11 protein-coding genes and 2 pseudogenes are annotated in these 14731 nt (G+C 36.3%); 7 read left to right on the plus strand and 6 right to left on the minus strand.

The window, feature by feature from the left end; translation table 11 throughout:
- Positions 1-517 (minus strand): HAD family hydrolase (locus ACFVSH_RS02115; RefSeq protein WP_387704567.1); only part of this gene is annotated, 517 nt, incomplete at its 3' end.
- A gap of 1157 nt (positions 518-1674) precedes the next feature.
- On the opposite strand from ACFVSH_RS02115, the gene ACFVSH_RS02120 reads away from it, so the two are divergent.
- Positions 1675-2919: an MFS transporter gene (locus tag ACFVSH_RS02120; RefSeq protein WP_387704569.1), complete on the plus strand. Its 1245-nt coding sequence runs from the start codon at positions 1675-1677 to the stop codon at positions 2917-2919.
- 54 nt (positions 2920-2973) lie between these two features.
- Positions 2974-4395 (plus strand): M20 family metallopeptidase, encoded by a 1422-nt coding sequence (locus ACFVSH_RS02125; protein ID WP_387704571.1) that lies wholly within the window; start codon positions 2974-2976, stop codon positions 4393-4395.
- 151 nt (positions 4396-4546) lie between these two features.
- Here ACFVSH_RS02125 and ACFVSH_RS02130 read toward each other — a convergent pair whose 3' ends face one another.
- The 5 genes and pseudogenes from ACFVSH_RS02130 to mobQ form a co-directional block, all read right to left on the minus strand.
- Positions 4547-5839, minus strand: a complete 1293-nt coding sequence (locus tag ACFVSH_RS02130) for a helix-turn-helix domain-containing protein (protein ID WP_387704573.1) — start codon at positions 5837-5839, stop codon at positions 4547-4549.
- A gap of 744 nt (positions 5840-6583) precedes the next feature.
- Positions 6584-7690: pseudogene (locus tag ACFVSH_RS02135) on the minus strand (IS110 family RNA-guided transposase); the annotation flags it as partial.
- A 525-nt stretch (positions 7691-8215) separates the two neighbouring features.
- A pseudogene (locus tag ACFVSH_RS02140) lies at positions 8216-8476 on the minus strand (ATP-dependent DNA ligase); the annotation flags it as partial.
- Between the two features lie 158 nt (positions 8477-8634).
- Positions 8635-9003 carry a hypothetical protein gene (locus ACFVSH_RS02145; RefSeq protein ID WP_387704575.1) on the minus strand — a complete coding sequence of 123 codons (369 nt, stop codon included), beginning with the start codon at positions 9001-9003 and terminating at the stop codon, positions 8635-8637.
- Positions 9004-9635: 632 nt separating this feature from the next.
- On the minus strand, positions 9636-11648 hold the full coding sequence (gene mobQ, locus ACFVSH_RS02150) for a MobQ family relaxase (RefSeq protein WP_387704577.1): 2013 nt from the start codon (positions 11646-11648) through the stop codon (positions 9636-9638).
- 216 nt (positions 11649-11864) lie between these two features.
- On the opposite strand from mobQ, the gene ACFVSH_RS02155 reads away from it, so the two are divergent.
- From ACFVSH_RS02155 to ACFVSH_RS02175, 5 genes are all read left to right on the plus strand, one after another.
- Positions 11865-12143, plus strand: a complete 279-nt coding sequence (locus ACFVSH_RS02155) for a hypothetical protein (RefSeq protein ID WP_387704579.1) — start codon at positions 11865-11867, stop codon at positions 12141-12143.
- Positions 12136-12414 carry a DUF3847 domain-containing protein gene (locus ACFVSH_RS02160; protein WP_387704581.1) on the plus strand — a complete coding sequence of 93 codons (279 nt, stop codon included), beginning with the start codon at positions 12136-12138 and terminating at the stop codon, positions 12412-12414. The genes ACFVSH_RS02155 and ACFVSH_RS02160 overlap by 8 nt, the downstream gene beginning before the upstream one ends.
- Before the next feature lie 535 nt (positions 12415-12949).
- A complete protein-coding gene (locus tag ACFVSH_RS02165) occupies positions 12950-13249 on the plus strand; it encodes a hypothetical protein (RefSeq protein ID WP_387704583.1) in 300 nt (99 codons plus the stop codon).
- A 239-nt stretch (positions 13250-13488) separates the two neighbouring features.
- The gene (locus tag ACFVSH_RS02170) at positions 13489-13899 is read left to right on the plus strand and encodes a hypothetical protein (RefSeq protein ID WP_387704585.1); all 411 of its coding nucleotides are present in this window, start codon (positions 13489-13491) and stop codon (positions 13897-13899) included.
- Positions 13886-14476, plus strand: a complete 591-nt coding sequence (locus tag ACFVSH_RS02175) for a hypothetical protein (RefSeq protein ID WP_387704587.1) — start codon at positions 13886-13888, stop codon at positions 14474-14476. The genes ACFVSH_RS02170 and ACFVSH_RS02175 overlap by 14 nt, the downstream gene beginning before the upstream one ends.
- Positions 14477-14731: the final 255 nt, after the last annotated feature.

Raw genomic sequence — 14731 nt, forward strand, 5'->3', positions numbered from 1 at the left:
ATGCCAATATGTTATAGAATTCTTCCTCCTGTTTTAAGATATCATGATAGTTTTCGACTAAAACATATCCGAACTGGTCAAATTGCCTTTCCGCTACTTCAACTAATTCTTTCATATCCGTATTCAAATCGGCACTTTTCAAACTTTTAATCTCATTATGGAAATGTTCTCTTCCCTTTTTATGCGTATAAATGGCTTTATCCGTAAACACTTCGTAATAATAATTCCGTTCATCTAACCATTGGAGAATAGATTCGACACGATCTTTAGTTATCGTAATAGAAGAAATGCACTTTCCGCTTTTGGAATGAGTGGTTGCACCATTTGTCCCGATTACAAATGGGGAAATCCCGGCTTTTTCACAAATTGTTTGAACGTCAAAATAAGCCCGCCCTGTTGAAATAACTACTTCAAAGCCTCTATCTTGGGCATATTGAATCGCCTTTATATTTTCTTCACTAATTTCGTTCTGGTCGTTTAATAATGTTCCGTCTAAATCTATCGCGATGAAACTCATGCTATATAGCCCCTTTTCTCATTCTATTAAATTCTCTATCTAGCTTTGATACCTGCTCTCAATAAAAAGCCAATCTTAATGTGGTATCTTTACTGTTCATTACTGTTTATTACGGTTAAATCATAATCATTCAATGTAAACCCCACATCAATCCAATGTTAAGATTTTGTAAATCAGGTCTTAATTTGTCCAATTCACCTGCTCTTATTTTCATTATCAACTAGAAAAAGCCTCAATAACTGACCGTAAAGAGGGGAAAGTAAAGGCAAATCTATTAAAGATAAAGTGAAAAGTTCTTTTTATTCAAACATATCACTCTTTTCAGTTCATCATTAAACAAAGCTCCTGGTTAGGTAATTTGCTATGATTTGAGGTAATTGTTTAACGATTTACCAAACTTAAATAGATCACTCATAAGGCTCCGCCTTTTTTAAAAAGCGTTTTTACTGGGTCTATTTTGTTGTGGTTTTTTCTTGATTTTGAGCGTTTTTAATTTTCATGGGGGTTTAAGTACAATACTTCACAAACTGCAAAAAGACGATGCCTGGTTAAAGCATCGTTAAGACCTAAAAATACTACTTCTCAGATATTGCCTTTCTCCCTATTTCTTTATCACCAAAATGAATACGGGCAGGTTTATTTGACCATATAATAAAAAGAACGACAAAACTTGTAACTCCAATAAACAATGTAAGAAATCCAAGATTACGAAAATCAAGAACTTCAATTTCTACAGAACTTTGACCATTTCTAGCTGCCTTATGTCGAGCATGATTTAAGTATAAAAGGCTCAAGGAAATGATAAATATGGCACCCATAATGCCTAATGTCGGTGCAGCATATACAACTTCAGGTATTAGATGCTTATTCTCCTGTTCTCCATACTCTAATCCTTTTATCCATAGGTCAACTAATTGGACCCCATTGATTGATTAATTCATATTTATCATCGGGTCATTTACGTTTTTGCTAAATTATCTTTGAATCGCTAAAAACAGATCAAAGAAATATTAAATAAATTAGTAATTTGTTTATTGCGAAACGTTCGAAATAAATATATAATTACGGACAGGACCTTTATTATCCGTAAATAAATAGGAGTATAATTCGGCTTATCATCAACTGAATTATCTCAATATTAAAAAAAGGGGGCAATCATGGAGAATATACAGATGAGCAATGGTAAACGTCATTTCATTTTTTCGTTGCTATTTCTTGGATGGATTGTTGATTCATTAACGTTGTTTGGTATGAATGTAGCCATCATACCTATTAGTAAAGAATTGCACTTATCGCAAACGCAGAGTGGTATGGTAATTAGTAGCTTCTGGTTAAGTAGTGCGTGTATGACACTTATTGCAGGGTGGTTTGCAGACAAGTTTGGTTCGAGAAAAGTTATTGTAATAGCAGTATTCATCATATCTCTATTTTCATTGTTAACAGGAATGGTTGGGTCATTTATAGCGATTTTAGCTATTCGATTGATTCTTGGATTAGGTGATGGGGGATTGCCCACAGGGAGCAGTGTTGCTATTACGGAAATTTACAAAAGAGAAGTTCGTGCAAGAGTGAAGTCAATGTTACTTGCTGCTCAGTTAATTGGTGGGGTGCTCGCTTTATATATTTCTGGGTTAATCGCAGACACTTGGGGCTGGCGAGCCATGTTTTACCTTATTGGTGGCGTCGGTCTTGTCGTAACACTGTTATTAGTTAAATATTACCATCCTCCGAAGGTTGTTAAAACAACACAAGATGGTAAAATCCATCCAAAAATCCCGATGAAAGACTTATATAAAAGTAAGCTACTATGGATCCTTGTCATTATGTACTTTTGTTCAAGCATTGTGCATTGGGGCTTCTCTTCATGGCTACCGTCTTATTTGGAGCAAACACGTGGTTTAAATTTAAAGACAGTTGGCTCTCTCGCTATGATTCCACAAGCATTTGGATTGTTATCTGCTATTTTAACAGGCTATTTAATTGATAAATCGTTGGCAGGTAAAGAAAAGTTCATCGTATTAATTGGTGCAGTTATATCAGGCATTTTTTTATTTTTAATGTTTAAGGCACCTTCTATTCAATTAGCCATTATCTATCAAAGTATTTTCTCTTTCGGAGATTCAGCGATTGCCATGGCGATTATATCTATTCCGCTTAAATACGTATCGCAAAATGTAATTGGATCATTTATGGGAACGATGTATTTTACTGGAGGATTGGCAGGATTTATTGCCCCAACAGCAATGGGCATACTTATAGATGCATTTGAAGGATCGTTCCAAGCGGCGTTCATCTTCCTGATAGGCGCATTAGTTGTAGTATTAATTTGTACTATATTGTTTAAATTACCGAAAAATAAGACCAGCATTTATGAAAGCGCTTCACTAGAAGTAAAAGCATAAGTCCTATTAAATGTAAAAAATTTCATAATATAATGCTATCTAGGGGTGAAAGAAATGGATTATCGCAATCGATTATCAGAAATAATAGAAGAAAAGCGTGAAAAGCTTATTCAAGTGAGTGATAAAATCTGGAGTTATGCGGAAACAGGATTCGAAGAGTTTAAATCAGCAGAATTATTATGTCAAACGTTAGTAGAAGAAGGATTCACTGTTGAAAAAGGTGTGGGAAATATCGAAACTGCTTTTATTGGTAGTTTCGGAAGTGGAAAACCAATTATTGGATTTTTAGGAGAGTTTGATGCCCTTTCAGGGTTAAGTCAGACTGGTGGTGTTCCACAATTCAATCCTGAGATAATTGGCGGTAATGGACATGGATGTGGTCATAACTTACTAGGAACAGGTGCACTAGCTTCAGCCTTAGCACTCCGTTACTATATGGAAGAAAACAAAATTAAAGGTACAGTTCGTTATTACGGTTGCCCTGGAGAGGAAATTGGTGGCGGTAAGACGTTCATGGTAAGAGAAGGATTGTTCGATGATGTAGACCTTGCATTATGTTGGCATCCTGGAACACGCAATAACGTTATGTCGATGGCATCCCTCGCTTGTTACGAAGTTTACTTCAAGTTCAAAGGAAAGAGTGCCCATGCAGCAGCCAGTCCGCATTTAGGAAGAAGTGCCCTTGATGCAGTTGAACTCATGAACGTTGGCGTGAACTATTTACGTGAACATATCATTCCAGAAGCAAGAGTACACTATGCGATTACGAATACTGGTGGTTTTTCACCAAATGTCGTCCAAGCAGATGCAGAAGTCTTATATTTTGTAAGAGCTCCTCGCGTCTCGCAAACAGAAGAAGTTTACCAACGTGTTTGTGCTATTGCCAAAGGTGCAGCTCTAATGACGGAAACAGAAGTGGAAATAGATTTTGCATCAGCTCTCTCTAACGTAATACCGAATACAACATTAGAAAAAATAATGTATGATAACTTCGTTGCATTAGGTGTGCCTGAACATGATGAAGCTGATCTCCAATTTGCAAGAACTATTCGTGAATCGCTTTCAGAAGCGGACAAAAAGTTAGAAGTGCAAATGAATAAAGAATTAGCTGGAAAGGCCTTATCTGACGTCATTGACTCATTTATACCTGCAAATGGATCAATGACAGGTTCTACAGATGTTGGGGATGTAAGCTGGGTCGTTCCAACCGTACAATGTATGACAGTTTGTGAAGCACTAGGAACACCATTCCATACATGGCAATTCGTTGCAACTGGAACAACTTCTATCGCTCATAAAGGAATGCTTCACGCCGGAAAAGTGATGGCGGCAACAGCAGTGGAAGTACTCAATCACCCAGAGATAATTGAAAAGGCAAAAGCAGAGTTAGTTGAGCTTCGTGATGGTGAAGAATACGTTTCACCATTACCAGCCGAAGTTAAGAAATATAAAGTTCGTATTTTACAAAACACATAATGTAGGAGAATGGAGAGCACAAGTAGTTATGTGCTCTCTTTTCGGGTGATATAAACCCTCTTTCCCATGCAGACTATCATCTGGACAAAAAATACAAAATGGAGATGGCTAGGTTTATTATTTTATCAATTTTTGTAATCTGTTAACTGAGTTAAAAATGTGAAATCTTATATATCTTTCGTGGTCGTCCTCGTGTATGCGGCTTCTCCTCGGCAACAACCTGCGCAAACCCTTTTTCCTCCAGTGCTGTTAAAATTCTACGAGCACTCCTTGGAGTAATCTGCATATAGTTTGCAAGTTCATTTGCATTAAGCTCATCATTTGATAATTTCTTTAGAGAAGATTTCAGTTTATTTAATGTTATAACACTAAGTGATGTTTGTTGACTTATCGACTCTAAATGTTCTGAAATATAGGAATAAGTAAGTTGCTCCGGCTTTCCTAACGGGCCTGCTATCTTTTTATCATCAAAGCAAACCATCCATGTGCCTTTTCCACATTCTTTCGCGTGTAATAAGGCATTTCCTGCATTAATTTCAGCATCATATACAGTTTGTCCTATCCCGATTCCACAAGTAACTGCTTCTTTACTCGCCTGATCAAAATCATGGATATCTGGTATCTGCCTAAAATTACCCGTTATATCCTGCAAGAGTCCTCTGGTGGTAAAAATAACATAACGTCCAAATCCTGAAGATTTAATCGAACCATGTACTTTTTTTGTATATGAGAGCAACTTTTCCATATACTTAATCTCAATTCTAAAAATCTCATCAGTAGAAAATGTATCCTTTATCAGTCCAACAAAAGAATCAATTTCAATTATCTGTACAGCAATCTGGGTAGACCTAAAATGTAACATTTCATAAGTGCGAAGTATATTGGTTACCACTGCCTCAACGGCCATTGATGATGGAAGAGTACGATAAGCAGGAACACCGAGACGGAGAAGTTCATCATGTATAGGATGGCCAGTGATAGCAGCTTTAGTTTGGCCACTTTTCCAAAGATCAAAATGATATTGCACTAATCCTTCTAAAGAAATCATTTCAGATTCTACAAATCTTGGCTTATTTTTTATCCCTGCCTCCTGTAAGGCTTGTTCCCATGTAGATACATTGCTTGAATCAAAACTGATTTCATCAACCTCGATTTTTTGTTCATATAGTACTTTCAAAACAGTTTTGTACAGAGTAGAACCTGTATATTTCACGTGAAATACAGGGGCTTCAATCCTTTTCCAGTCCTGTACTATTTTATAAGTGATCGGACCCGAACAAAGCCACATATCGACTTCTTCTAAAATAGGAGATACCTTCTTAATTAAGTCCTCTTCTGATAGACACTCAATGGGTATACAAATGATTTCCGGATATTTAATGATAACGGACTGGATAATTTCAAAGGAGTCTGCTACACCTAACAGTCCTAGACGAATTTTCAAGAATGCCCCTCCCTTTTCATGTTAAACCCTAAGTTGCTTTTGAAATTCAATTTCCAATTCTTTATTCTAATTTAATTATATCAAAAGTATATAGCAGAAAAACCTCTTTTAAGCTGCCCCTTATCTAACCGTACTAACCCTATTCATCCTCGCAGGTAAATTAAAATAAATAAAGCTAATTAAGTTTCACCATTCATATAAAAAAACAACTAAACCAAGGCTTGAATAGGCTTGGTTTAGTTGTTTTACTTAATGATGAATCACCCTGCCTAAGCAACTCCCTTATTGAACGCACCTGTTAGTTTAAATACAATTATTCACAAACTTGAGATTTACGTTATTCAATTTTAATTTTATCTATTACAAGAAAACTCCCTCTATAAACATTGATGTATCAACGGTTTGCACCACTCGGTGTATTATGGGAATTATTTTTTCATTCTACTTTTAAACAGAGTATTGAAATTCTGGTTTTTATTACTAAATTGAGCGTACGCTTCGCTAAAACTAATGGAAATCATTAGCTATTTTCTCCACTATGTGATGCACAATAGATCTCTGCGAAACTTATGATGACGTACCCTCCCATGTCTCTTAGCGTCATTTGCGCTTACATTCCTTCGTTCGGTCTATTCATAAGGCAGAGGCCTGCTAAGCTGCCCCGGGGACTCTTGGTCTTAGTTTAGTAATGTTGCTGGCTTCTCCGTGTCATCCTTCTTGTTATAAATCGATAGTTAGAAATGCTTACGCTGCCTCTGAGAGGCAGTAGAGATCCTTCATCATATTCTGCTCATTAAAATGGACTTTCTTTTTACAAATACCATGCAATACTTTCAACAATTTACCACAGAGTACCACCATCGATTGCTTTCCGCGTAAGGAATTTGTTGGCGTGTTGTGTAATATTTATGAAGCTGTTTAAACCCCTCGTTGTGACGAATGAGTGGAACTATTACTTTGAAAAGAATATATCTAAGTCGCTTTCTTCCTCGTTTGGAGATATGTTTTTGTCCCTTATGTTGACCAGATGAGTTTTCCCGTAATGTTAATCCCGCTAGTTTAATCAATTGGCGTGGATTTTCATAAAGTGAAAAGCTACCAACTTCTGAAAGCAAATCAACAATGGTCGCATCTCCTAATCCAGGAACTGAAGCCAGCAGCTCATATTCCATAGTTGTTTGGGCCATTTCGGATAATTGACTATTCACAGATTCAATTTCGTTTTCTAGTAAGCGATACTGACGCAGGAGCGTGGCAATTTCATGTCGGGCCATCTGTGTCCCTTCTGTCAGTCCAATTGAGTTCGTCGCTGCTTCAATGAGTAGCTTGGCTTTTGGTAGCTGTGGGGCTCTCATTCCCTTTACCTTACGGTAAAGAAAGACAAGTTCCTCAGCACTTTTTTCATCGATATCCTGTGGCAACGGAGTCATTTCCAATGTAGCTAGAGCCATCTTTCCGAAAGCCGGAAAGACTTGAGTAAACTCGGGAAAATAACGATCAAGCCAAACGAATGATTCGGTTTTTAATACTCGCTAAATCTTCCGTTAACTTTGAACGAAGAGTAGATCCGATACGAAGTTCTGCTTCTACTTCTTTTAATAAACGTGGATAGCTAAAACGCCCATCTTTCAATAAACGAGCGATGACTAATGCATCTTTTTTATCGTTTTTTGTTGGTAAATTATCGTCCAGTTCCTTCGATCGTTTGACATGCATTGGATTCACCATGACTAGTGGTATGCCGTAATGATCTAAGTAATTAGCTAAGTTCATCCAGTAGTGACCAGTTGGCTCAATTCCAACAATTACTTCTGTTTTCTTAGCTTCCTTCATCGTTTGACGGATCTTTTCATCTTGAGCCATTAAATCAGAAATTATTTCATAATCATCTTCTATATCTTCGTTAAGAATTCCCTTGACTGTATTCCACTTAATAAATTTATCGTCACTTGTGCTGATAATATAAAAATATCTGGTTTCAAACTTGTTTATCATTGGTCCCTCCAGGATGAAATTTGGTTTCAAACCTTAATTCCATCCCTTATTAAATAATCGCAACCTAAAGATAATTAACGAAGAGAGTTAGCGGTCTTTTTTTAAAATCCTTTAATTGTTGTATAAATCGAATACAACAATAACAAACCTCCAAATAACCATATCCCATATTCTTCACAGTACCTAGAGAAAAAGTAATCAACTCTCTAAATTTCCTCCACCTAATAAGACCAAAAGAGTGCAGCAGAACATTAATGTGGATCTTTGAACAAAATAAAAGATACCACTTATTGATTAATAAATCACCAACCTATCTTCTTTGTTTATATATAAACAATGCAAAAAACCCTATTATAATAGGGTAATGAAAGAGTTAGTAAAGATAATTGCTTCAAAATCAGGCTTTCCTTGTTGGTCAGTTACGATAATTTCACCGTCAAGTATAGTTCCTTCCGGAATATTTACCTGAAGCAATTCAGGAAATTTAGAACTAACCTCATTGTTATGACGAGTGTACAACTTTACTCGATCATCAAACTTAGAAAGTATTAATCTGATACCATCAAGCTTCAGCTCATTTATAATATCCCCATCATCGAAGGGTTGCTCTGTTTTGTGCAAAAGCATTGGAGAAATAAACAAAGTTACCACCTCATAATAATTGTAGCATTGATTGTTGAGTAATCTGTGAGGTAGATTATGTTAATTATAAACCTTTATACTACTAAAGGTCTTATGCATGACTTTGAAGATTGACTGAGGGACTTATTTTTATAATGGTATAATTTAATTGGTTTTTTTCACTCAATATTTTTTATATTGGCATCTATCCAATTATTCACTTTTTCGTGCATGGTTTTTGTCGTGTCCACTACTTCATGTGCTACATAAGAAACAATTTGAAAGATCGATATCTTAGAATCACCATTTAATTTGTTTATGTACTTCTGGATGATCCGCAACCTTTTAAGCCTTTCTGGATCGAGCAGACGGACAAGTTCGGAATCCACCACTTCATTGAAGATTTCTGCATTACGAATGCCTGACGTCAGCAGCATTGTTGTCGCCAAGCTGATACTGCAATCCATTGAGTAGGCCAACGAACTGATTCTTTCATAATCGGATGCCTTGAATCTTAAATGAAGCCTTTCCTTCTGAATGATATTCATCTTCTAGATTACCTCTGCTTCAAGATCCCCTCGAAATATCGTGTTACTATGCCTGTAGTCTCTTTTGAAATACATGGACAAGCTTTCAATGCATTCCCTGCTGTTTATCGCTGCCATGATAAAATGCTCCCCCACATCTTTCACTGGCATGTTTAAAACACAGCTTAAATCATGACAACACTCATTCAATGATTCTGAGATTGTTGGTTTTTTTTTATTTTATTCAATCACTATTATTTTAATATGCTCTCTTCCTAATGGTCAAAAATATAACCCCCTTTAATTTCCATTTATTGATGTGCACCTTTTCCAGTTACAAATAAAGTCTCCAATATGTAGAAGATAATGGAAGTTATTCTAATCCTACTTTCTTAATCGCATGCACAGGGGATGAACAATAAAAGCCTTCTCTAGCTATATGACTCAGATTTCTAACTTCAACAAAAACAGATTGGGTCTACATAATCATTGGACCATAGGTTATAGCTTCCAAATCGGTAGAGGACCCTCAAAAATGCTTCGAGGTAGTGATCCTGCTGATTTTATCTGCTTTGTTGTCCACCTACGAAAAAGGGTGAGATAGCAAGCCACCGACCCGAACGCTCGAATGGGTTCGACATCCATCAAATAACCTAGCGTTCCATCCCCTTTTGTCTTTTTCTCTTGTTTTTATTCTTCTGTTCAAGTTCATCTTCCCTCCATTTTCGATCAGCTTCACGGATGGCGCTTTCAAGAATAGAAAAGAAATCGGAACCATCATAAGGCAAGGAATTTGAATGATGATTAGATTTCGAATCAAAAGTGGTGGGATGCCCAAGTTGGGAGTCCTCTTCTTTACCAACAGACTGGACATCAAAGGCACGTTGAAGTTGATTCATTCGTTCTTGGCCAATTTCATCTGAATATCTCATGCACTCATAATAGAACATATGTTTATAAGATTGATTATCCGTTTGGAAATCTGGATACTTCTTATTTAAGAGCTCAATAGATTGATGTCGTCTGGATGAATTCCTATGACCTTTACTTATTTGATAAATAGAGGAAATAATTTCGGCTTGTTCATCTTTAGAGTATTTTCTTGGTGGGTTTGAAAAATCCACAGGCGTAATGTTTTTCCCATAATACTCTTCTGCCATGACAAAGAATTCCTTTTGTTCAATCGATAAATAATTACTTCCATCCCAATTGGGATACATAGCTTGAAGTTGGTGGTCATAAAGCATTCCCAACAGGCCTAATAATTTGTTCAAATCCTCTTTTTGTTTTAATATAAACTGCATTTTACGTAGCTCTTTTTCAGAAGCATTTTGGATGGTTGATCCATCAGCAAAATTAACCCCATTTTTCAAACGCAAATTCTCGAACTGCTTTTCTGCACGTTCTATTTCTTTTTGTATGGAAAGAACAAACTTTGGTCTATTATTCAGTAAGACGTACAAGTCCTTTTCGATTTGTTTTTTCTCTAAATCAAGTATGACTTTTTCAATTTCCTGGCTACTTAACTTTTTATTCTGCGTGACCGTCGTTTCTACCACTTCAATCTTTTGTTCTTTAGATAGATCCTCCATATTAAAATTCGGATAATACTTTTCTAAAAACCTACAGGCTTCATTTCCCAAAATATTTTCAACTTGATCTAACACATCCCTTTCTCTTTCAATCCGGTTCATTTTTTTTAATGCATCAATGGAATCCTGACTAAACTCTAGTCGCGCATGCCATTTGTCCAACTGGTTCCTTCTAGTGTTAATGTTTTCGAAATTGACAAAAAGTCGTAAGGATTTGGCTGACTCACGTAGTTGTTTTTTCTCTAAAGGAGTGAAGCGGCGAACAAACTTTTCTGTTCTTTCTTTTCTCTGTTTTTCTTTCTTCACTTCTGACAGTTCGATGATGATTTTGTTGTACTCTTTACGCTCCATATTTATCCGTATTCTCTCAGATTCTTTTCCTTCATTTTGCAGCTGCCTTGCAACAACTCCTTCATGAATGGTCGGGAGTGTTTCAAGCCCTTGATCTTTATTCGATAAATGTGTGATCCTTTCAGGAAAACCATTTTTCTCTAAGTATTGATTAGCAAAAGTCGCCCACTGCTCTCTCCAGTAAACAAGCTTTTCTTTGGTATTCCAATCCGTTGTATGTGTGGCTTTTATTTGTTGTTTTCCATTAATGACTTCTTTGACCTTCACTTGTTTATTTCCCCATGTCCCCTCTTCATTAAAAGGCCGAATGGTTAACATGATATGGAAGTGTGGATTTTCTTCATCATCCCTATGGATCGCTAAATCTGCAACCATGCCATCCTTCACGAAAACCTCCTTACAAAATTCAATGGCTAATTGTTCTTGCACTTCATGAGATAGCTCCTTAGGTAAGGCTACATTCATTTCACGGGCCAGTTGGGCATTCCATTGTCTTTCTACTTTCTCCACTTCATTCCACAATTGCTGACGATCATATACCCATTTAGGTGCATGACTAGGCGCAAGAATATGAGTGATCGGTTCCACTTGTCTTTTATAGAACTTGGACTCATTGGTTCTTTCATCTACCAATCTCTCACCAGACCGATATGCAGCTGCAGCAATGGCATTTTGTTGCTTTTTTCTTGAGATAATCTGATTGGAGAAATGATAGATGGCCACGGTTCATGCACCTCCCTTTCTTTTCCTAACATGAGCGAAGCGAATTTTTCAGACGCTTCACGAAATTGGTTTCTCCGAAGGAGAAGCCAAAGCACAATATCACGATAGTGGTATATAAGTGCGCCCTTGATCGATATCTTCGGGATCATTCTATCACTATCCATATTTTAGGACAAGTGTTACAATTAGGAAAAATATCCATAAGGGGTGCTGGTGTTGGTAAAGCGGAATACAAAAGAACAAATTTTAAGTATTGAAGAACAAATCAAAAAATTGAAAGAAAAGCAGAAAAGGATATTGAACACCACTCAAAGGGAAATAGGGAAATATCTAATGGATTCATGGGAAGTGGAAGACCTGAATGAAGCAAAGGAATTAATTGATTCATTTAATAATCAAGTGAAATCATTAAGTGAAGCCTCTTCTTCAAAAGAGGATAATGAGGAAGAGAAGAGTTTTTCACAAAAACCACCTAAAGGTAATTCATATGCCTAACGAAGAATTACAAAAAATGAAGGACAGAATAAAGGTTCTGGAGCAAAAGAAGAGGGCTCTAGAACATAAAGTTTCAAACGAATCCAGAAAAGAACGAACGCGCAGACTGATTCAAAAAGGAGCACTTTTGGAAAAGTACTTAGAAGCAGAAAGTATGTCCCTCAAGGACACGGAAAACTTACTAAAAGTATTAGCTAATTTTAAAAATAAAAATAAAGAATATGTAATACGACTGATAAAAAGTTTAGATGAAGAAGTCCATTTAAAATAATAAGATTAAGCCATTCTTGAAAGCCCCATAAATTAACCACACTTAAACAATTTCGCTATTTTCTTCATTTCAATTTTCATGATAGAGGTACCATTTTTTATCCTTTTAGTTTTTTATACTTAGTATGAATTATTTAGTTCTTATCAGTAATGGTATTATTTTGTCTTTTAAATAATTAATATCATGAAAGAAAAAACCAAAATTGAATCAGGTAAAGTGGACATGATGATAGATGCCTTATCTTACTTACTCGATCCAACGGTGTAGTAGTAAAACAAACAGACGAATTTTCTTTCTTTTTTTCACTATCCCTCTTTATTGAAAGTTCCTTGGCTTCAAATAACAAAATAAACTAAACCACACCAAACTAGTCTAATTTAGATTAGACTAGTTTGGGTTTTTTAAAAACCAGACCAGACTAATCTAGTTTAATTATCCCTTAATCAATCTCAGAATTTTTGCACTAAACCATATTTGACCAAATGGCATTTTAACCAGTAGACGTCCATATACTATTTAAAAAGGAGGAAGGAAAATGGTGTATAGACCTACCGTAAGATACCCGGACATTTATAAAAATTATATAGAGAATGTGTACAAAGCGACCGATCTAGACCGTAATCAAATTATCCGTTTGGCCTTATTTGTTGCCGCACATTCAAACGAGTATAAAAGTATCCTTCAAAAACATAAAATTGCTGACGTCCCTCTCCCCTGCCCGGATTGGGGGCGGGATGAAGATGGTTGCTGGACAGATCAAAACTATATTACCAAACAGAATCAAGCCCCATACAAACTCACTGAACAGGGTGGAATTAAGATTATTTTAGGCTAATTATTTCTTTTTAGATTCATTTGTGCTTTTTACGTAATGTAGCGTGGATGCCTTATTAGCAAGCTTTTCAGCCAGTTCTTTTGAAATATCTTTACTCATTTCGTATCACCTCACTTAAAAAAAAGCCTTGCCATAATCCCTAGCAAATATACCTCCCTCCACTCTTGGCATAGCGTAACGATGTAACCAACTGACCAACCAACCCAAAGAAAAAGACGATTCTGAAAGGGGAAAACCAAATGGGAAAGGTTAAACATTTGAATCCGGTTCTCTCTTCTTCTAATAAAAAAGCGATTGAACCACAAAAAAGAAAAGTTCGTTCGGATAAGCTTCATGACATAAAAATTCCCGTGGACGAACCCATGGACATGATATTAAGAAGGGAATCCCGACGATACTGGAATGGCTCCAAAACAGCTTTTGGCACGGAAATACTGTTGTTTGGTCTTGAACAGGTTCTCGTATACCCTGACGTCACCTATACTGACCAGCCTTACACGGTTCATTGCAAAGTAGATCATGAAACGTATCAAAGGATAGGCGATTATGCGGCCGGTTGGAAATGTAGCGTTCGAAAAGCAGCTCATCGGATATTTATAGAAGCATACAAAAAAAGGCAACTAGGGGGCGTAACCGATGGGGAAATATAGCCAAGCCAATCTTATAGATGAAGAACTATCTTTAATCAGATCAACAACCTTTATCGGAAAGCTACTCCATAAAGTAAATAAATCTTCAACCATCTTACTGAGTATAGATGTCCCCTTGAATCTATTTCTAAGAGCAGAAGTTTTCTGTGAAGATATTCAAGAGCTATCAGACCTGCATTTCGAACAAAACGACTTGATGAATCTTTTATATAATGACTTTTTACTATTTGCAAAAAAGAATCCAGACTCAAATGCCATATTCCGATTGCTCACCTCATTGGATCAGTATGCTGGTAAAGATTCAAGACTTGAAAAATATGGGGAATCTGCTTTTAAATTAATCCATAAAGAAAAGAACCAAGAAATAAAAACGTTGAATTTACGCATGAGAAGGAAATACGCCTTACGTGGAGAGATTTTGCTTGCCGATATGGAGGAAGTTCAGCCAGGACATGGCTACACACTAGAAAAGGTATTTGAGCTACTTTATATAGACTTTATTGATAAATTTCGAAAAGGTGATCATGCGGGTGTCATAGAAAATATCCTGCGCCTGCTTGATGATGAAACCGAATAGAATATACGAAACTCTAGGGAAAAACCATTAATCTCAGACAAAATTTCAAAATATGAACCTATGCATTCACAATGCAACTTACATAGGTAATGAACTTGTATAAGTTCTCCAAGCTCATTACCTTTGCTTTTCGCTGTTCAGCACTAGCCCCCATCGTTAACCAATAACTTCTCTTCTATTTCATATCAACGGACTATTGATCCAACAATATTTTCATCAATAATCACCCCAATATTATCGGATATCGAATTGGCA

The organism is Peribacillus sp. NPDC058002, assembly GCF_042886655.1.
GTDB classification, from domain to species: Bacteria; Bacillota; Bacilli; order Bacillales; family DSM-1321; genus Peribacillus; species Peribacillus aracenensis.

What these genes read in the sequence shown, in the direction of transcription:
- ACFVSH_RS02120 (WP_387704569.1), top strand. Translation starts at nt 1,675, where the DNA reads ATGGAGAATATACAGATGAGCAATGGTAAACGTCATTTCATTTTTTCG.
- ACFVSH_RS02125 (WP_387704571.1), top strand. Translation starts at nt 2,974, where the DNA reads ATGGATTATCGCAATCGATTATCAGAAATAATAGAAGAAAAGCGTGAA.
- ACFVSH_RS02145 (WP_387704575.1), bottom strand. Translation starts at nt 9,003, where the DNA reads ATGAATATCATTCAGAAGGAAAGGCTTCATTTAAGATTCAAGGCATCC.
- ACFVSH_RS02160 (WP_387704581.1), top strand. Translation starts at nt 12,136, where the DNA reads ATGCCTAACGAAGAATTACAAAAAATGAAGGACAGAATAAAGGTTCTG.
- ACFVSH_RS02165 (WP_387704583.1), top strand. Translation starts at nt 12,950, where the DNA reads ATGGTGTATAGACCTACCGTAAGATACCCGGACATTTATAAAAATTAT.
- ACFVSH_RS02170 (WP_387704585.1), top strand. Translation starts at nt 13,489, where the DNA reads ATGGGAAAGGTTAAACATTTGAATCCGGTTCTCTCTTCTTCTAATAAA.
- ACFVSH_RS02175 (WP_387704587.1), top strand. Translation starts at nt 13,886, where the DNA reads ATGGGGAAATATAGCCAAGCCAATCTTATAGATGAAGAACTATCTTTA.